Below are 18,683 nucleotides of genomic sequence, written 5' to 3'. Positions count from 1 at the left end.
CTGCTTAGCTAAATCTTAACGCCCCGTGCTATAGGGCCTGACCTGCCCATTCAGCCCGCTTAATGAATTAAGCTCCGGCAGTGCGGATTGCAGTTTTTGTTTTGATGCATCCGGCCCGACAAATACTCGTGTTATCTGGCCCTGAACCGGGGTCGCAGGCACCGTAAATGCCCGATGGCCTGACAGGCGCAATGTAGCGACCACCTCATTCACTTTAGCAGCGTTTTTGAGCGCCCCCAGTTGGACGACATAAGCCTGCCCTACCGGTGCCTTCTCTTCTGCGGCCGGTTTGCTCTCCGGCTTAACTTCTGGTTTAACTTCTGGCTTAACCTCCGCTTTAGGCTTAACTTCCTGCGGTTTTTTCTCTGCCGGAGTCGGTTTGATTTCGACCGGTCGCTTCTCGACAGGTTTCACCTCAATCGGCTTATTTTGCATCGCTGGCGGTGCAACGATTGTCGGTTCAGATGGCAGGTTACCGGCATCATTAGCGGCTTGAGAGGCGGAGTCATCTTTAGGGACTTCCACCGCTTGCGCTGCACCTTCTGGTGGCGCGATAGGCAAAGGCTGACTGACCGGTGGAACCGCGTCAATCTCCTGGCTATCACCGGGTTTTGGCACTAATGGGATAGCAGCAAACTCATCCTCATAATGCTTCTTTTTACCATCCAGCAGCCCCGGCAGCAAAATCACGCCCAACGCCACCAGAATGATGGTCCCGACTAAACGGTTCTGGAACTTACTTGCCACTCGCATTCCCCACGTTCATTCGTTTATAAATTCGATTTTTATCAAAAGGATACGGTCATAGATTCAATGCAGCCATCACATGGGCGACAGTATGGAAAGAGCCACAGACAATGACCACATCCTGTGGTTGTGCATCTTGCATGGCCTGACGCCAGGCAGTTTCAACATCACTAAATTGGCGAGATAGCGTGAGATGCTCAGCCAACTGCGCCGCAGTAGCCCCACGCGGCCCCTCTAGCAGTGCGCAATACCACTCGTCGACCTGTTCGGATAAGCACGCTAAGGTTCCAGCAATATCTTTATCTGATAACATCCCAACCACTGCCCGTACTTTACCCTGTTTCGGCAATTGAGCGAGTCTGTCGGTCAAATAACGTGCAGCATGTGGGTTATGGGCAACATCCAAAATCAACAAAGGTTGCTCACTGACAATCTGGAAGCGCCCTGGCAGGCGGGCAGCCTGCAAGCCCTGGCGAATAACTGATTCGCTCAATGGTAATCCGCAATAGTGCAGCACCGCCAATGCGGTGGCCGCATTCGCCAACGGCACATTGGGCAGCGGTAAATCACGCCACTGCTGATCGTCGCACTGCCAGCTCCAACGGTTCGCTTGCTGACTAAATTGCCATGCTTTATCACGCTGATAGAGTGGTGCGCCAAGTTGCGCGGCGACATCGGCAATGGATTGCGGCATATCGGGTTCACCCACCACGGCGGGTTTTCCGGCGCGGAACACACCCGCTTTTTCGCGCCCAATGCTTTCGCGATCAAAGCCCAACCAGTCGGTGTGGTCTATCGCGATACTGGTGATAGCCGCGACATCAGAATCAACAATATTGGTCGCGTCCAAACGCCCACCCAGCCCCACTTCCAGAATCACTACATCAAGCTTAGCTTGCTTAAATAGTTGCAGCGCCGATAAGGTGCCAAATTCGAAGTAAGTCAGCGAGATACCCTCGCGCCCGGCCTCAATTTGGGCAAAAGAGTGGCTATGTTCGGCCTCAGGTAGCTCTTGCCCCTGAATACGGACTCGCTCGGTGTAACGCAAAAGATGAGGTGAGCTGTAGACCCCTACCCGCAGGCCAGCTGCCAGTAGAATTGATTCCAGAGTACAACAGGTGGTGCCTTTGCCATTAGTGCCGGCAATGGTAAATACTTTCGGGGCAGGTTTAAGCAGATCAAGACGCTCAGCAACCTGTTTAACACGCTCCAGACCCAACTCGATTGGCTGAGAATGCAAGCGCTCAAGATAGTAAAGCCACGCGGCCAAAGGCGACGTGGCTTGGGGAGTTTGATGATTGTTCATGAGTCCCGTCACTGACCTTTATTCACAATAACCGGGCACCACCTTATCAGGGTGATGCCCGTTGGGAGAATCAAGCTTCTGCCTGAGTATCCGTCGCAGCACTACTATCTTTGGCGTCAACCACGTTTGGCTGTGGCTGATGAGTCAATTTAGACAAGATGCTGGCAATCGTCTGACGCATAACCGGACGGCGCACGATCATGTCAATAGCGCCTTTTTCAATCAAGAATTCACTGCGCTGGAAGCCCGGCGGCAGTTTCTCTCGTACGGTTTGCTCGATAACCCGTGGGCCGGCAAAACCGATCAGGGCTTTAGGCTCACCGATATTGATATCACCGAGCATCGCCAGACTGGCGGAAACACCCCCCATGGTAGGGTCTGTCAGCACTGAAATGTAGGGCAAACCGCGCTCTTGCATTTTAGCCAGCGCCGCACTGGTTTTTGCCATCTGCATCAGTGACATCAATGCTTCCTGCATACGGGCACCGCCACTGGAGGAGAAGCACACCAGCGGGCAATTATCTTCCAGTGCCTGCTCTACGGCGCGGACGAAACGCGCCCCCACTACTGACGCCATTGAACCGCCCATAAAGGCAAACTCAAATGCGGCGGCAACAACAGGCATGCCCTGCAAGGTTCCTTTCATGGCAACCAAAGCATCTTTCTCGCCAGTCTCTTTTTGAGCGGCCGAAATACGATCTTTATACTTTTTGGAATCCTTGAATTTCAGGATGTCCTTCGGCTCCAGCTCGCTACCCAATTCAACTTCACTACCTGCATCCAGCAGCATATGTAACCGTGCACGGGCTGACATACGCATATGGTGATCACACTTAGGACAAACTTCCAGATTGCGCTCTAGCTCGGCACGGTAAAGTACCTGACCGCAACTGTCACATTTCGTCCACACCCCTTCAGGAATACTCGCTTTACGGGTTTGTGTGATATTGCTTTTGTTAAGAATTCGTTCAATCCAGCTCATCGATGACCTTTCTGTTTGAACCTGGCCGTTGCCAGTCCGCTGTTCATGCTTTAACCATCTCCCTGAAAACGCCCCAATAAAAAATGCCTGAGATACACGCCAACACAGCGTGGCTAAGGCACAGAAATTCGGGTTGTCCGCAGGAACAGACCATAAATGTCACTCATTAAACCATATTGGCTCGACAGTGTAGATAAAAAACTGGTCGAACCCTTGGCTTAGGTAACGTTTTTACTGATTTTTTTGACGTGCCGCCGCGCGCCGATGCCGCCAAATCTCAAATACACCGGGCAAAATTGACACCACAATAATGGCGACAATCAGCAATTTCAGATTGTTCTGTACGATAGGCACATTACCAAACAGGTAACCAGCATAGGTGAATAACAGCACCCATACCAACGCCCCAATCACGTTATAGGCCGCAAAGTGACGATAGGACATTTTCCCCATTCCGGCGACGAACGGTGCAAAAGTGCGAATAATGGGCACAAATCGCGCCAGAATGATCGCTTTTCCACCATGTTTCTCGTAAAACTGATGGGTTTTATCCAGATAACTGCGGCGAAAAATTTTGGAATCCGGGTTGCTAAAGAGCTTTTCACCGAACACTCGGCCAATGGTGTAGTTGATAGCATCCCCCAAAATAGCCGCCGTCACCATCAGGGCCACCATGATATGCACATTGATATCATTGGATGGCAATGATGCCAGCGCGCCGGCGACAAAGAGCAAAGAGTCGCCAGGCAGGAATGGCGTCACCACCAGACCGGTTTCACAGAATAAAATCAGGAATAAAATGCCATAAACCCAGACCCCATACTGCGCCACCAACTCAGCCAGATGAACATCAATATGCAAAATAAAATCAATAACGAAACGTATAAATTCCATAAATACTCTCGAGTGGTGAGCAAGCTTAAACTTTGATTGAGACTAGCTGAACTTCCTTAAGTATTCCTTAGCTTAAGGTCAGTGTTCAGCCAAACACCCATCATTTTATCCTAATCAATCATCTGCCAAAAAAAGCGGCCCCATCGGCGCTGCGGGTAAACCAAAGCGCTCAGGATAGTCAACAGAGACCAAATATAGCCCTTCCGCTTTCGCGGTTGCCGCCGCGCGAGTTCGGTCTTTTAGCGCCAGCAACTCGGCCATCCAGGTCACATCTTGATTACCGCAACCAATTTCGATCAGGCTGCCGACAATATTGCGCACCATATGATGCACAAAGGCATTGGCCTTGATATCTACCACGATATACGCGCCGTGTCGGGTAACTTTGATATGTTTTACATTTCGCCATGGTGTGCGCGACTGGCACTGCACGGCGCGGAACGAGGTAAAATCATTCTCGCCAAGTAGACACTGCGCAGCCTGCTCCATTCTTTCGGCATCCAGTGGCTGATGGCAATGGGTCACCCCTTGCGCCAATACCGCCGGGCGATAGCGATGGTTAAAAATAATATAGCGGTAGCGGCGGGCCGTGGCACTGAAACGGGCATGGAAATCTTCATCAACCGTTTTTACCCAGCGCACTGCAATATCGCCCGGCAGATGGCTATTGACCCCCATCGTCCAGGCGGCATCTTTGCGCACTGCCGTGGTGACAAAATGCACCACCTGCCCGGTCGCGTGCACCCCCGCATCCGTCCGCCCTGCACAAAATACGCCAATAGGCGCATTAGCAACTTTCGAGAGTGCCGCCTCCAGGCAAGCTTGCACGCTGGTGACCTCTTGCTGACGTTGCCAGCCGAAATAGCGGCTGCCGTTATATTCGATACCCAGCGCAATCTTCAAACTGGCCGTTTCTGCCACTGCGCCCTCTTGCTGCGCAACTGTTTTTTGCTGAGCCAACTCAAGTTCGGACATCAGTAAAGTTGCTCCTGCAACAGGCGCTCCGCCGTTTCAATCGCCATTAATGCGCCACCAAAACGAATGTTGTCGGCCACCGACCAGAACTGTAATACCTCGGGAATACCATAGTCATTGCGCACACAACCTATGCTCAGGACATCACTGCCCGATGCATCACTGACCTGTGTGGGGTAATCATCTTCTTCAGATAATTGGATATCTTCGCAGCTCTCCAGCTCGCTACGGGCTTCATCCGAGGAGATTGGGCGCAGCGCTTCCAGATGCACCACCTGCGCCTGGCCATAGAATACTGGCGACTGAATGCAAGTCACCGAAATAGGCAAACCATCGTCTTGTAGCACTTTGCGCACCTGATCTACCAAGCGGCGCTCTTCGCGTACACTGCCCTCTTCATCCGCCATCAGCGGCAAGACATTAAATGCTAGCTGTTTGGCAAAGAAGCCCGGTTCAGCAGGGATGCCGTTGAGCAGCTTAGCACTTTGTCCGGCGAGATCGTCCACCGCGACTTTACCGTGGGCTGAGGCAGAAATGAGCGCCGTGACATGCAGGCGGGACAAACCCGCTTGTTCTGTCAGCGGCTTGATAGCTGTCAACAACTGGCTGGTCATGCTATCGGCCACCGCAACAATATTGCGATTACGGTAATCCGCCAGCACTTGAGGATTGACACTCGGCACCACCAGCGGCACATCATGCTCCATTGAGAACAGACCACTGCTGTCGATAACCAGACAACCGGCGTTACCCGCCTCTTCCGCATATTGCTGCGAGGCTTCAGGGCCGGCGACAAAGAAAGCCAACTGCGCCTGTGACCAGTCAAATTCAGCAACATTTTCAACCAGTATACTTTTGCCGTTAAAGCGCACGGTAGCCCCAGCACTGCGCTCGCTGGCCAGCGGATACAACTCACCAACCGGGAACTGGCGCTCATGGAGCAGCTCCAGCAAAGCTTCACCTACTGCGCCCGTCGCTCCTAACAGAGCAATATTCCAGCCGTCAGACATGTTGGTTTTCTCCACTAACGTTCATTAAAATACAAGGATTTATACAAATACAAAGAGACGGTAAAATACCTCTTGAGGTTGATGACCCAGCTCTTACAGCGGTGAGAATAGGCAGATCGTAAAGACGCCGTCTGTCCTTTGAAAAAAAAGCCATCCCTGGCGCGGACACTTTACTCTTCTACCCATCCTCACCTTTCAGATCGCGTTATTGGGTTACAATAGCTGAGTCATAAAACCTAATTTCTGCAACAGCTCGGCACTGGCCGCATCATCACACTGCACACAAAGTGATGACCATTCGCGTCGCTCCTGATAGTGCTTACGCAGGCGATCAAACTCCCCCGGCAGGCCAGCAACACGGCGTAGCGGTGCATCGTCGCGGCGCACATCATACACTAAGTGCATCAATCGTTTTAATTTGCCTTCATCCAGCTCACCATTGAGCTGTAAGTGGCTGAACTCTGGCGCTGGCAATAAGGTGGCTAGCGCTACCGATTGTGGCTGCCCCAGATGCTGACTGAAAGCTTCGAACACTTGCGTAGTGCCGCGCGCTTTGCCCTCCAAGGTGTATCCGGCGATGTGTGGCGTGCCAATATCGACAAGGGCCAGCAGCGGTAACGACAGCTCCGGTTCCGGCTCCCACACATCCAATACCACACTGAGTTTTTTGCCTTTTTCCAGCGCGCGGAGCAGTGCGGCGTTATCCACCACCGCACCACGGCAAGCATTGATCAGGATACGACCATCCGGCAGGGCCGCCAGTAGCTCATCATCCGCCATATGCAGGCTTTGATAAGCACCGGTTTTATTCAGTGGCGTATGAAAGGTGAGGACATCCGCTTCGCGCACCAGTTTTTCCAGCGGCCAAAAAGTGTCGTTATCGCCACGATCTGCGCGGGGTGGATCACAGAGCAGTGTGCGCACACCAAGGGCTTGCAGGCGAGCATTCAGTCGTGATCCCACATTCCCTACCCCAACGATACCGACCGTTTTATCGCGCAACTGGAAGCCATCACGTTCGGCCATCATCATCAGTGCGGAGAAAACATATTCAACTACCGCTATCGCGTTACAACCCGGAGCGGCGGAGAAGCCAATCCCCTGCTGCCGCAGCCAGTTGTCATCGACATGGTCAGTACCGGCAGTCGCCGTGCCCACAAAACCAATTGAGGTGCCTTGCAGCAGTGCCTCATTAACTTTGGTGACCGAGCGCACCATCAGCGCATCGGCGTCAGCCAGCGCTTCACGGGGGATTGGTCGCCCCGGCACCGCCTGCACATCGCCTAAACGCCGAAATAGATCCTCCGCGTATGGCATATTCTCATCAACCAGAATCTTCACGTTATTCTCCGGCAGCTCACTGCCCTACAGATGAAAAACAGGGGCTTAGTATATACCCAAAAAACGCAGAGCCACAGGTAGGCAGCCAACAAACGCATCCCGATGAGCTTACATCAGTAAGTGATTCGGGTAAGTGCGCGCAGCTAACACCCCTGTGGTTTCAAGAGCACAGGAATCCCCAAAGTCATTGGAGCCACAGGTAGGCAGCCAGTAAACGCATCCCGATGAGCTTACATCAGTAAGTGATTTGGGTAAGTGCGCGCAGCTAACACCCCTGTGGTTTCAAGAGCACAGGAATCCCCAAAGTCATTGGAGCCACAGGTAGGCAGCCAGCAAACGCATCCCGATGAGCTTACATCAGTAAGTGATTCGGGTAAGTGAGCGCAGCTAACACCCCTGTGGTTTCAAGAACACAGGAATCCCCAAAGTCATTGGAGCCACAGGTAGGCAGCCAGTAAACGCATCCCGATGAGCTTACATCAGTAAGTGATTTGGGTAAGTGCGCGCAGCTAACACCCCTGTGGTTTCAAGAGCACAGGAATCCCCAAAGTCATTGGAGCCACAGGTAGGCAGCCAGCAAACGCATCCCGATGAGCTTACATCAGTAAGTGATTCGGGTAAGTGCGCGCAGTTAACACCCCTGTGGTTTCAAGAGCACAGGAATCCCCAAAGTCATTGGAGCCACAGGTAGGCAGCCAGTAAACGCATCCCGATGAGCTTACATCAGTAAGTGATTTGGGTAAGTGCGCGCAGCTAACACCCCTGTGGTTTCAAGAGCACAGGAATCCCCAAAGTCATTGGAGCCACAGGTAGGCAGCCAGCAAACGCATCCCGATGAGCTTACATCAGTAAGTGATTCGGGTAAGTGAGCACAGCTAACACCCCTGTGGTTTCAAGGACGACGGGGATTTGCGCGGCGAAAACGCTCTGGTGTCGTCCCTGCCACTTGCTGAAACATCGCAATAAACGCAGATGCCGAGCTGTAGCCTACATCCAGCGCCACATTTTGTACGGTTTTTCCCTGTTCTAACAATGAGATAGCATGGAGAAACCGCAGTCGCTGCCGCCATTCGCTAAATGCCATTCCCAGCTCTTGCTGACAACGGCGCGATAATGTCCGCTCAGTGGTATAGACCCGCTTGGCCCAGAGTGCCAGCGAGGTGTTATCCGCAGGGCAGCGCTCCAGTGCGGCCAGGATTGGCGACAATAGTTTATCTTGCGAAGTGGGCAGATAGGTGCGCTGCACCGGTGACACCCTGAGCTGATCAATAAATACGTGGGCTAATCGCCTATCTTGCTCACTTTCCGGCATCAATAAGCCGCGAGAGAAGCAATCCTCCATAATGGCGCTAACGATTGGGCTGATATTCATCAAACAGGCGGAATCGGGTAAGCCATCACAGAGATCGAGGGCAATATCAATGGCACGAAAATGTAGTGATTTGCGGTTAAAGCTGGAGTGCTCGACCCCGGCGGGAACCCAGACACTGAATTCAGGCGGTGCTAAAAAGCGTTGACCGCCAATACTCATCGCCAACACCCCTGATTTTACACAGATTAATTGCCCGTAGGTGTGGGTATGCGGCAGGAATTCAGTATTGGCATGATATCTCTCACAGCGGAAGGACAAACTCTGCGGCTCGATGGCGGCCACCACGGGAAAAGAGGGTTCTGTCATGATGCATTGGCTCCGGCAAGCCCCATTCCTGCGGCTTAAATTGTCCTGATTACCCCAATTATTGTCTGATTATCGTTATATAGAATAAACCAGACAGCGGTAAACTGCACCGCATAAGTGTATGGATGAGAATTATTAGCATGAATGTGTTATTCCCCCTGTTCGCGGTGATTATTTGGTCAATCAATGCCGTGGTCAGCAAAGTATCGGCAACCGCCATTGATCCCGCCGCAATCTCTCTCTACCGCTGGGTGTTAGCGCTACTGACATTAACCCCATTTTTGCTGTTGGGCGTGATCCGTAACTGGTCAGCGATACGCGTCTATTGGTGGAAACTGATGATTTTGGGGTTACTGGGCATGGTGCTGTACCAAAGTCTGGCCTATTACGCGGCCCACAGCGTTAGCGCCCTGTTTATGGGAATACTCAGTTCATTGATTCCGCTGCTGACGGTGCTGATTAGTATTGTGTTGCTACGTGTGGCCCCGACAGTGGGCATCGCGCTGGGTAGCCTGTTGTCATTGGGGGGATTAGTGTGGCTAGTCAGTGCGGGCAACCCCGCACAATTGCTGCAACATGGCATCGGCAAAGGTGAATTGATGATGTTAGGCGCATCGGCATCCTATGCCCTCTATGGGGTGTTAACCAAGCGCTGGGCCATTCAGTTACCAAATTGGCAATCCCTTTATATGCAGATAGCCTTTGGTGTCCTGCTATTAATCCCTAATTTCCTGCTGGCAGCGGATGTCCAATTAACCGCGCAAAATATCCCGCTGGTGCTATTTGCCGGCATTCCCGCCTCCATTATTGCGCCCTATTTATGGATTCAGGGTGTTATGCGCCTTGGTGCAAACACCGCGTCAATATTTATGAATCTGACGCCCGTATTTACCGCCATTATTGCCGTAACTCTCCTTCATGAACAATTGCACAGCTACCACCTGATTGGCGGCGGCATTACCCTCGCGGGTGTCATACTGGCTCAGCGCCTGCGCAAGCCGCTGCGCAGAAAAAGCGCACAATAAAGCCCAAAAAAAGCCCGGCATGAATGCACCGGGCGATAGCATAGAAAAATGTTATATCAGAATGCCGCCAGCCACAGGCGCAGCTTCATCCCCCAATAACTGCTCCAGCCGCTGGTGTGCTGCACCATCTTGCCCTGATAGAGGATCACCAGCGTCGGCGTCACACTGACTTGCCATTGGGCTGATAGCTGGCCGGATGAGTCGTTAACCACCGGTAATTGATAGCCTTTTTTGCTCAGCCAGCGCTCAAGCTGCGGGGTATCTCCGGAGCGCAATGCTACGGTCAACACATTCTCGCCCTCCTGCGCCAACTGATTGACACTGGGGCTGGTGAATTTGCACACCCCGCACCATGTCGCCCAGAAATAGATCAGCAGCGGTTTGTTTTGGCTCATCGCCTGTAAAGAGACGGTTTCCCCGGTGAGCGTTTGCAAAGGCGTATCTGACCAATCAGACGGTGCCTGCGGGCTGCGCAGCCAATCCATTCCCAGCGAAACCACCGCCACCAGCAGCACTAAAACCGCCAGCTCTTTGCTCCAGCGCTTTAAGCGGCTCATTTATCCACCGATGCCAGTTGCTGTTTCACTATCTCCTCCAGCTGTTGATAGGAGATAGCGCCCGGCACCAGTTGGTCGCCAATTAGAGTGGCGGGGGTGCCCTGAATGCCCAGTTGATCGGCCAATTTTAGATTACTGCGCAGCACATTCAGACTTTGCTCACTCGGTTCCACTGGCGTGACACCGGTTTTTTTCTGCGCCGCGGCAATGCTATTGGCGTCATGGAGCCCTTTTTTCGTCATCAGGCGCTGATGAAATGCCATAAATTGATCCGGGTGCTGCTGCCAGAGAGTCAACGCCAGTCGGGCGCTGGTCACTGAGCTTTCCCCTTTAAATGGTAGAGGCTTTATCACCACCGCCAGTTGCGGATACTCCTGCACTATTTTTTCCAGCAGTGGATCAAAGGTTTTGCAGAATGGGCAGTTGTAATCGGTAAATGACACCAAGGTCAGTGCGGGTTTTGCCGCACCGAACCGTGGGCTAGCGGGGTCTAGGTATAGGGCTTGCTGATTGGCGGCGATAAACTGACTCAACTGCTGCCCCTGCGCCTGATTGGCCTGCTGCTGCCAGGCATTGACTGATTGTTCCAGAATATCCGGGTTCGCTACCAGGGTTTCGCGGATTAACGCTTTGATCCGCAGCTCTTGTGCGGGTGTGAAGGGTTCTGCCGCCCAGAGTGGCGTGGCGATCAGCGCTAGTAACAAAATCATCAAAATTTTCACTCTTTATCTCCTTTGGCATCGGCCAAAACTTTCAACAAAACATCACGATCCAGCAGCGGGGAGAGCACTACCCCTTGCGGTTGCTGCGGCCCATAAATCTGATTGAATGGGATAGCCACAGTGCCGCGCTCGCGCAAAAATTGGGTGATAGCAGCCGAGGGCCGTGTCCAGTCACCCCGTAGCGCCACCACGTCCGGCGCTTGCAGCGCCTGCTGCACATCATCGCGCATCAGCACATGTATCTTGTTGACCTTGCAGGTCACACACCAATCAGCCGTGACGTCGACAAACACCCGTTTATGCTCGCGCAGTGCCTGTTTAATGGCGGATTCTGTTAACGGCTGCCATGGGATGTTGTCATGGAGCGGCTGACGCCACAGGTTAGCCGTCAGTGAACCGGCCAGCAGTAGGGCACCTATAATCAGCACGCTGATTAAGCTGACGATGACGGCAACACGGGCGCCATAGCGCCAGCCAATGGCGAGTAACAGCGCCAGTAGCAGCACGCCAGCCGTGATAATCACCGCTAGCAGGCCAATATGGCTGATCATCAGAGTGAGTAACCACAGACTGGAGGCTAGCATCAGCCCCCCCATGGCAATGCGCAGATGGATCATCCAGCGGCCGGGGCGCGGTAGGCAAAGAGCTAATGTCGGCCACGCGGCCACCGCCAGCCACGGCAAGCTCATACCGACCCCGAGCGCGGTAAATATTCCCCACAGCGCAGGTAGCGGGGCCGCTAGGGCAAACGCCACTGCCGTGCCGAGAAATGGCGCGGAACAAGGGGTTGCCAGCAGGGTCGCCAGTGCGCCCTGCCCAAAGTGCCCCGCCATGCTACGGGCGCCTGATTTCTCAATGCGCGGGGCAGCAATGCGGCTGTTCAGTGACGAGGAGAGCTGGATGTCGAACAGGCCGAGCAGATTGGCGGTAAAAAGCGCGGTGACCAGCACCATAAAACCGATAAACCACGGACTCTGGAACTGAATCCCCCAACCCAGGGCGTGATTGCCTAAACGTAAGGCGGTCATTAGCAGTGCCAGCAACCAAAATGAGCTGATGATCCCTGCCGCAGAGGCCAAAAACTGCCAACGCACCTGACGGCGAGTTTGCTGCTCTGTTTGCAGGATCGAACCCAGTTTCATCGCCAATACCGGCAGCACGCAGGGCATCAGATTCAGAATCAATCCGCCCGCCAGCGCCATGAATATCCACGACCAAAAGGTGGTGGATGACGCAGGTAATCTGAGTGCCGACCCAATGTTCAGCGTGGTTTCTTGCGCCAAGCCAGCATCGCTAATCACCATGGTCAGCGGCTTGCCGCGCAGATCCGCCGTCCCTTCCCCCCAACCATCCGTGGCTGCAACCCGCACCGACAGTTGGTTACCTTGCACGCTAACGATGGGTTTGCCGAGATCCACGTCATCCAGCGTATCGAAGAACAACGCGGGCTGCCACCACCCCTCCTCACGCAGCGCCAGAATCTGCACTTCGCCGTTGCCATAGCCCACCTGAATCTGTTTGGTCAAGGCATTAGCAATCGGCACTTGCCCCATCGCCTGGGCAAAATCGTGCATAAATTGCTGCTGGTTTTCAGCGCTTATCGGCGAGGAGAGATCGAGGCTAAATGGATAGTCGGTCAAAATGCAGACATTGCTACAGGTCGATAGGGTTAATGTTCCGCTCATTCTCTTGGGCAGCGGCCCGGAAATGACGATCGGCAGCATCACCTGCTGATGATATCCCTGAGTTGAAATCCCAGAAACATCAAAACGTTGCGGTACTGGCCAGTGCCATTTTACTGCATCAAGCGGCAGATCCCATGCAATGGTGGGCGCAATCCCCCCCTCTCCTGGCGAGCGCCAGTAGGTTTTCCAGCCATCTTGCAGTTGAACGGCAAGTAACATGCGGGTTTCACCGCCCGTTGATGGTTCGGCACGTAGCCGAACTTTTGCGTGGTCATTTTGTGGACTGACCAGCCAGCCGCTGTCTGCCGCCCAAAGGGTGGGCATCCATAGCAGCAACAGACAGAACAGGGCTGTCTTGCTTAAATTGAGCACTGTTTTTCTCCAAAAATAGATTAATCACAGCAACAACTGGGTTGCCGTCATGACGCCAAAAACGTCTCTATTCTCGGAAAATGCATAATCGCAGATGCACCCTCAAATCACTGGGTGAGATAACTCTGGGCGGCGGGAATCTCATGCGGGTCGGTGCGGTCGGCATCAACAGCAGCAGTAACAGACCCAAAGAGAAAATGGCTAACTCGAACAGTACCGGCGGTGAGGCCAAGAGAGATTTGGCACTTAGCTCGCAAGGTGTGGGGGCTTCATTGGTGTCGGCAAGGGTCTGTGATGACGAGCTAGGGAGGAGAGTTTTTTCCAACGCGTGCAGGCTGGCAATGCGTTGCGTCATACAGACCAGTATGACCAGGCAAGCCAGACAGAGGAACCACTTAGCAGCGCGTTGTCTTTTAACCATTATCCTTGCTTAACCATTATCCGGGCGATTCATCTCAAAAATTATTGAGTCAGTCCCATACAGGATGAGCGCTCATCTTAGCGGCATAATCAAGATTATCAATGTCTGAACCTAAACTATCACTCAACATTACAATTAATGACCAAGGCATTTACTTAAAAAATGTAATGTAGGCGACACATTTACAGGTATCATGTCGGCGGCCCGCCCTATCGCTGGCTAATCCCACTATTTTCCATCGTATCGTCTCCACAGCGAAGGACCGGTTATATGCAACCTTTGAACGGCCCAGGTGCCCCCCTTGCCAGTGATCGCAATGTCGCACCGACCAAGATGACCCATCAGGGCCAAGTGGACGATCAGGCACTGACTCCTGCTCAACGCACCACACTGGAAAAACTGATTGTGCGGATTATGGCTCTCAGCCCGATTAAGTCAGCCGAGATCTGGGCCGCCCTGCGTCACGATTTATCCCTTAGCAGCACCAGTGATTTGCTCGCTCGCCACTTCCAGCCAGCGGAACAACTGCTGCAAACCCGCCTGTTGCAGACACAGGAAAATCACGCCAATCACCAGTTACGCCAACAACTGACTGAACTGCTGCCGCAGGGTAATAATCGACAGGCGGTGAGCGACTTTATTCGCCAGAATTTTGGTCACACAGTATTAAGCCAGTTAAGCCATTTCGAATTACAGCAAGTATTAGTGCTGCTGCAATCCGGCACGCTAAATATTCCGCAGCCACAGCTGACCACCATAACTGACCGGCCACTATTACCGGCAGAACAGCAAAATATTCAATCGCTGGTGGCAAAACTCAGTGCCGTCACCGGCGAACAGCCGGCAAAAATATGGCAAGCGCTATTTGATATGGTGGGGGTGAAAAGTAGTGACCCGCTACCAGCGCGCCATTTCCAGATCCTCAGCCAGTTTTTGCAGACTAAAGTGGCTCTTAGCCAGCAAACTGCGCCGACACTGGTTAATCTACAAACCGCGCTAAAACAGCCCGCCACTGCGCAAGAGCAGCAGTTATTGCTCGATTATAGCCAGAACCGCTTTCAGGCCAGCCCCTCGACGCCACTGACACAAGCGCAGCTGAACGATATTATCAATGTGCTATTTTCCGCCCGATTAGACCGGGCCAATGCGACACAAAATTTAGCCGAAGACCAAAAAATCCTACAGCCACTGATTAACCCAATGATTGTCGCATTACCGCAATCAGTACAAAACTTACTGCAAAAACCGTCACTGGTGATTGTCGCGGTAGCCATAGTGATCGCCTGTTTACTAGTAATATTCCTATAAGCGCCAATCAAACCCGTTAATGGTATAAGAGTGAATAGATTTTTCCGATAGCTCACAACCGATGCTGACAGGAATATAACGATGAAGATTTTGGGCCTTATTGGTGGGATGAGTTGGGAATCGACCATTCCTTATTACCGGATGATTAATCAGCAGGTTAAAGAGCAATTAGGCGGGTTGCACAGCGCCAAAATTATTCTCTACAGTGTTGATTTTCATGAAATTGAACAGCTGCAAGTTAAAGGTGACTGGCAGAGCGCGGCAAAAGTGCTGTCTGATGCTGCCGTATCATTAAAACTCGCGGGGGCTGAGGTGGTAGTGGTATGCACAAATACCATGCACAAAGTGGCCGATGATATTGAAGCCGCCAGTGGATTGCCGTTATTACATATTGCTGATGCCACAGCCGCACAAATTAAGCAGCAAGGGATCAATAAAATAGGCTTATTGGGTACCCGCTATACCATGGAGCAAGATTTCTATCGTGGCCGCTTAACTGAAAAACACGATATTGAGGTTATTACGCCAGACAGTGCTGACCGTGAAGTCATTAACCGCATTATTTATGAAGAGCTGTGTCTAGGGGTTATCAATGATATCTCCCGCCAAGAGTATCGCCGAATTATAGGAAAATTAGAGCAACAAGGTGTGCAAGGCATTATCTTTGGCTGCACTGAGATTACCCTGCTGGTAAATGCACAAGATGCCAGTGTGCCGGTCTTCGATACCACAGCTATCCATGCCAAAGCCGCCGCAGAGTATGCACTGAAACCCTAATTGTTATTAGCGGCTAGTTATTAACGCCAATGTTATTGCCGTTGCGGTTATAGCAAGCCAGCAACGGCAAGCATGAAAATATCAGCCTCTAATAACATTTTTACCCGCAGCCTTGGCGTTATAAAGCATTTTATCCGCGCGGATTAATAATTGCTCCTGCGCTTCATTTTGCGCCAACTCGACCACGCCCAAGCTCATTGTCACGTGAATATTGCCATCCACCGGCATTACCTCAATGAGCTGTCTGATCTCCTCAGCAATGGTTTTAGCCTCGTTTAATTGCGTGTTCGGTAACACGATCATAAATTCATCGCCCCCCCAACGGCCCAAAACGTCGATTTCCCTAATATTATTCCTAATCACATCAACAATATGTGTCAGCGTTAAATCCCCGACAGAGTGGCCATATTGGTCATTAATAAATTTAAAATTATCTAAATCCAGCGAAAGCAATGATAGCGGCTGGCAAAATCGCTTAGCACGGTTATATTCATGCTTCAGAACTTTCTCCAGTAAATAGCGGTTGGCGGCTGAGGTTAATACATCGGTTTCGGAAAGGCTTTTTTTGATATCTAATTGCTGCTGTAGCTGGTAATTGATTTTACGTAACTCTGACGTTCGCTCTTCAACTAATGCTTCCAGCGTTTTGTTTTTTAGCTCTAACTTTTCAAGGCGATGTTTTTTATCATGAATATTTCGGTGAGCCCCGATCATCCTTGATACCGAACCATCGCGATTACGTTCAATCACTTTGCCGCGATCTTCAATCCAGATATAGTCGCCCTCATGAGTCTGGCAGCGATACTCTATCTGGTATCTTTCGGACTGATTATTAATATAGGCATCAAACTGAAACATGACCCGCTCAAAATCATCGGGATGGATAATTTTTTCCCACGTATGTACTGTATTTTCAAATGCATGAACAGGGTATCCCAGCATTTCATACCAACCGGAATTACGGTAAACAAATCCATTGTTTGCATTCCAATCCCAGATACCATCACTTATTACTTCCAGTATTTCATGAACAACGCGCTCGTTTAAATCGGCAATCTTCAGCTTCTGATCACTTTGATTATGGCTCATTGAACTACCCTGCTGTGTTGGTAAATTAAAAAGCAAAAATAGGTTTGTTTAATTATTGTTCTAATATTGTGAATTAACGCTTTTAGGCAGGCAAGGGGTTTTTAACGCTAAATTTGACTTTAAGCAACTAAGAGCACATTAAAAAAAAGTGAGATTTAAGCTAATACGTTAGCATTCAACCACCTACTTTTTATATTGTTATCCACTTTAGTTATTTAGTATAAGATGTTTTTATGAATAACAAGTGATCCCCTCTCATTCTTTTATACAAAAAGATAAAATTAACAAGAAAGATACGTCTCTCTGATGATGACACGCCATTTTTTGCATAAATTATATTTTATAGCGAATAAAAAAGCCCACGATCTCTCGCGGGCCTAGTTATTCAGTATCAACTAGCAGAAATATCTGCCACTGACCTTATTGCTGGTATTTACGCATAACCAGGGTGGCGTTAGTCCCACCAAAACCAAAGCTGTTAGACATCACCGTGGTCAGTTCACGTTGAGTTGGCTTGGTGACGATATTCATCCCCGCCGCTTGCTCATCCAGATTTTCAATATTGATGCTTGGTGCGATAAAACCGTGCTCAACCATCAACAGGCTGAAAATAGCTTCATGGACACCTGCGGCCCCCAGAGAGTGACCGGTCATCGCTTTGGTTGAGGAGATAGCTGGCGTGTTATCACCGAATACTTCACGAATCGCGCCCAGCTCTTTCACATCACCAACCGGTGTAGAAGTGCCGTGTACATTCATGTAGTCGATTGGAGTATCCACACCTTCCATTGCCATCTGCATGCAGCGAACTGCACCTTCACCTGATGGTGCCACCATGTCGGCACCGTCAGAGGTGGCACCGTAGCCAACAATTTCAGCATAAATGTGTGCACCACGGGCCAGAGCATGTTCCAGCTCTTCAACCACCACCATGCCACCACCGCCTGCAATCACAAAACCATCGCGGTCTTGATCATAAGTACGGGAAGCTTTGGTTGGCGTTTCATTGTATTTGGTCGACAATGCGCCCATCGCGTCGAACTCACAGGCCATCTCCCAGCACAATTCTTCCCCACCACCGGCAAAGACCACATCCTGTTTGCCCAGTTGGATCAGCTCCAAAGCGTGGCCAATACAGTGGGCAGAAGTTGCGCAAGCGGAGCTGATGGAGTAGTTCACCCCTTTGATTTTAAAGGGTGTTGCCAGACAAGCGGAGACACCAGACGCCATGGCTTTTGTCACCATGTAAGGGCCTACGCCTTTCAGGCCGCGGGGGGTACGCATGGCATCGGAGCCGGCCACCTGGTTGCGGGGAGAACCACCACCAGAACCGACAACCAGCCCACTACGGAAATTAGAGACCTGCTCATCCGACAAACCAGAGTCTGCAATCGCTTCTTGCATCGCAAGGTAAGCATAAATTGAGGCGTCGCTCATAAAACGCAGCACTTTGCGATCAATGAGATCTTTTGGCTCAGCGGCGAGTTTTACATCGCCCCAGACATGGCTGCGCATACCTGCGTCTTTAAATTCCTGAGCGAAAGTAATGCCAGAACGGCCTTCCTGCAAAGATGCCAGAACTTCCTGCTGGTTATTACCAATGCTGGAGACAATACCCAAGCCAGTAATGACTGCACGCTTCATTCAATACCTCTTCCACTAATTTTACATTCGGGATTTTGCAACGCACTTTAGCGTACAGTTGTACGCCGAACAAGTCCGATCAGCGTAATATAGCCAGATAATTTTACAATTTGCACGCGGCGGGTCACATAGTTAGAATCGCCCCACCCC

At 51.4% G+C, this 18,683-nt stretch carries 17 protein-coding genes; 3 read left to right on the top strand and 14 right to left on the bottom strand.

Annotation, left to right across the window (positions count from 1 at the left end):
* Nucleotides 1–15 precede the first annotated feature (15 nt).
* From dedD to FFE93_RS06795, 8 genes are all read right to left on the bottom strand, one after another.
* The gene (dedD, locus tag FFE93_RS06840; RefSeq protein WP_032898403.1) at nucleotides 16–747 is read right to left on the bottom strand and encodes a cell division protein DedD; all 732 of its coding nucleotides are present in this window, start codon (nucleotides 745–747) and stop codon (nucleotides 16–18) included.
* Between the two features lie 55 nt (nucleotides 748–802).
* Nucleotides 803–2,053 (bottom strand): bifunctional tetrahydrofolate synthase/dihydrofolate synthase, encoded by a 1,251-nt coding sequence (folC, locus tag FFE93_RS06835; RefSeq protein WP_032898391.1) that lies wholly within the window; start codon nucleotides 2,051–2,053, stop codon nucleotides 803–805.
* Nucleotides 2,054–2,123: 70 nt separating this feature from the next.
* On the bottom strand, nucleotides 2,124–3,035 hold the full coding sequence (gene accD, locus FFE93_RS06830; RefSeq protein WP_005276714.1) for an acetyl-CoA carboxylase, carboxyltransferase subunit beta: 912 nt from the start codon (nucleotides 3,033–3,035) through the stop codon (nucleotides 2,124–2,126).
* Nucleotides 3,036–3,266: 231 nt separating this feature from the next.
* The gene (locus tag FFE93_RS06825; protein WP_005276713.1) at nucleotides 3,267–3,929 is read right to left on the bottom strand and encodes a DedA family protein; all 663 of its coding nucleotides are present in this window, start codon (nucleotides 3,927–3,929) and stop codon (nucleotides 3,267–3,269) included.
* Between the two features lie 114 nt (nucleotides 3,930–4,043).
* Nucleotides 4,044–4,904, bottom strand: a complete 861-nt coding sequence (truA, locus tag FFE93_RS06820; RefSeq protein ID WP_074007331.1) for a tRNA pseudouridine(38-40) synthase TruA — start codon at nucleotides 4,902–4,904, stop codon at nucleotides 4,044–4,046.
* Nucleotides 4,904–5,914, bottom strand: coding sequence for an aspartate-semialdehyde dehydrogenase (locus FFE93_RS06815; protein ID WP_049601619.1), 1,011 nt, complete (start codon nucleotides 5,912–5,914; stop codon nucleotides 4,904–4,906). The genes truA and FFE93_RS06815 overlap by 1 nt, the downstream gene beginning before the upstream one ends.
* A 213-nt stretch (nucleotides 5,915–6,127) precedes the next feature.
* Nucleotides 6,128–7,255, bottom strand: coding sequence for a 4-phosphoerythronate dehydrogenase PdxB (pdxB, locus tag FFE93_RS06810; protein WP_138774942.1), 1,128 nt, complete (start codon nucleotides 7,253–7,255; stop codon nucleotides 6,128–6,130).
* Between the two features lie 892 nt (nucleotides 7,256–8,147).
* Nucleotides 8,148–8,933 (bottom strand): AraC family transcriptional regulator, encoded by a 786-nt coding sequence (locus FFE93_RS06795; protein WP_138774939.1) that lies wholly within the window; start codon nucleotides 8,931–8,933, stop codon nucleotides 8,148–8,150.
* 140 nt (nucleotides 8,934–9,073) lie between these two features.
* On the opposite strand from FFE93_RS06795, the gene FFE93_RS06790 reads away from it, so the two are divergent.
* Entirely contained in the window at nucleotides 9,074–9,958 is an 885-nt protein-coding gene (locus tag FFE93_RS06790; protein ID WP_005278937.1) for a DMT family transporter, read from the top strand.
* Between the two features lie 56 nt (nucleotides 9,959–10,014).
* Here the strand turns inward: FFE93_RS06790 and FFE93_RS06785 are convergent, their stop codons facing one another.
* From FFE93_RS06785 to FFE93_RS06770, 4 genes are all read right to left on the bottom strand, one after another.
* Entirely contained in the window at nucleotides 10,015–10,515 is a 501-nt protein-coding gene (locus FFE93_RS06785) for a protein disulfide oxidoreductase (protein WP_138774938.1), read from the bottom strand.
* Nucleotides 10,512–11,225, bottom strand: a complete 714-nt coding sequence (locus FFE93_RS06780) for a DsbA family protein (protein ID WP_005278934.1) — start codon at nucleotides 11,223–11,225, stop codon at nucleotides 10,512–10,514. The genes FFE93_RS06785 and FFE93_RS06780 overlap by 4 nt, the downstream gene beginning before the upstream one ends.
* Before the next feature lie 8 nt (nucleotides 11,226–11,233).
* Nucleotides 11,234–13,294 (bottom strand): protein-disulfide reductase DsbD family protein, encoded by a 2,061-nt coding sequence (locus FFE93_RS06775; RefSeq protein WP_138774937.1) that lies wholly within the window; start codon nucleotides 13,292–13,294, stop codon nucleotides 11,234–11,236.
* A 67-nt stretch (nucleotides 13,295–13,361) separates the two neighbouring features.
* On the bottom strand, nucleotides 13,362–13,715 hold the full coding sequence (locus FFE93_RS06770) for a hypothetical protein (RefSeq protein WP_032898875.1): 354 nt from the start codon (nucleotides 13,713–13,715) through the stop codon (nucleotides 13,362–13,364).
* 270 nt (nucleotides 13,716–13,985) lie between these two features.
* Here FFE93_RS06770 and flk point away from each other — a divergent pair, with 270 nt between their 5' ends.
* A complete protein-coding gene (gene flk, locus FFE93_RS06765) occupies nucleotides 13,986–15,023 on the top strand; it encodes a flagella biosynthesis regulator Flk (RefSeq protein WP_138774936.1) in 1,038 nt (345 codons plus the stop codon).
* A gap of 81 nt (nucleotides 15,024–15,104) precedes the next feature.
* Nucleotides 15,105–15,800 carry an aspartate/glutamate racemase family protein gene (locus FFE93_RS06760; RefSeq protein WP_049600966.1) on the top strand — a complete coding sequence of 232 codons (696 nt, stop codon included), beginning with the start codon at nucleotides 15,105–15,107 and terminating at the stop codon, nucleotides 15,798–15,800.
* Nucleotides 15,801–15,881: 81 nt separating this feature from the next.
* On the opposite strand, the gene FFE93_RS06755 is transcribed toward FFE93_RS06760, so the two are convergent.
* Both FFE93_RS06755 and fabB read right to left on the bottom strand, forming a co-directional pair.
* Nucleotides 15,882–16,889, bottom strand: coding sequence for a sensor domain-containing diguanylate cyclase (locus FFE93_RS06755; protein ID WP_138775213.1), 1,008 nt, complete (start codon nucleotides 16,887–16,889; stop codon nucleotides 15,882–15,884).
* 420 nt (nucleotides 16,890–17,309) lie between these two features.
* Entirely contained in the window at nucleotides 17,310–18,533 is a 1,224-nt protein-coding gene (gene fabB / locus FFE93_RS06750; RefSeq protein ID WP_005278921.1) for a beta-ketoacyl-ACP synthase I, read from the bottom strand.
* Nucleotides 18,534–18,683: the final 150 nt, after the last annotated feature.

This window comes from Yersinia sp. KBS0713 (genome assembly GCF_005937895.2).
Lineage (GTDB): Bacteria > Pseudomonadota > Gammaproteobacteria > Enterobacterales > Enterobacteriaceae > Yersinia > Yersinia bercovieri.
The sequence above is the reverse complement of the archived record's forward strand: the minus strand, read 5'-3'. Positions and strand labels throughout refer to the sequence as shown.

Coding starts and splice junctions, on each gene's coding strand:
- folC (WP_032898391.1), bottom strand. CDS start 2,053: ATGAACAATCATCAAACTCCCCAAGCCACGTCGCCTTTGGCCGCGTGG.
- accD (WP_005276714.1), bottom strand. CDS start 3,035: ATGAGCTGGATTGAACGAATTCTTAACAAAAGCAATATCACACAAACC.
- FFE93_RS06825 (WP_005276713.1), bottom strand. CDS start 3,929: ATGGAATTTATACGTTTCGTTATTGATTTTATTTTGCATATTGATGTT.
- truA (WP_074007331.1), bottom strand. CDS start 4,904: ATGTCCGAACTTGAGTTGGCTCAGCAAAAAACAGTTGCGCAGCAAGAG.
- FFE93_RS06815 (WP_049601619.1), bottom strand. CDS start 5,914: ATGTCTGACGGCTGGAATATTGCTCTGTTAGGAGCGACGGGCGCAGTA.
- FFE93_RS06795 (WP_138774939.1), bottom strand. CDS start 8,933: ATGACAGAACCCTCTTTTCCCGTGGTGGCCGCCATCGAGCCGCAGAGT.
- FFE93_RS06790 (WP_005278937.1), top strand. CDS start 9,074: ATGAATGTGTTATTCCCCCTGTTCGCGGTGATTATTTGGTCAATCAAT.
- FFE93_RS06785 (WP_138774938.1), bottom strand. CDS start 10,515: ATGAGCCGCTTAAAGCGCTGGAGCAAAGAGCTGGCGGTTTTAGTGCTG.
- FFE93_RS06780 (WP_005278934.1), bottom strand. CDS start 11,225: ATGATTTTGTTACTAGCGCTGATCGCCACGCCACTCTGGGCGGCAGAA.
- FFE93_RS06770 (WP_032898875.1), bottom strand. CDS start 13,715: ATGGTTAAAAGACAACGCGCTGCTAAGTGGTTCCTCTGTCTGGCTTGC.
- flk (WP_138774936.1), top strand. CDS start 13,986: ATGCAACCTTTGAACGGCCCAGGTGCCCCCCTTGCCAGTGATCGCAAT.
- FFE93_RS06760 (WP_049600966.1), top strand. CDS start 15,105: ATGAAGATTTTGGGCCTTATTGGTGGGATGAGTTGGGAATCGACCATT.
- FFE93_RS06755 (WP_138775213.1), bottom strand. CDS start 16,889: ATGAGCCATAATCAAAGTGATCAGAAGCTGAAGATTGCCGATTTAAAC.
- fabB (WP_005278921.1), bottom strand. CDS start 18,533: ATGAAGCGTGCAGTCATTACTGGCTTGGGTATTGTCTCCAGCATTGGT.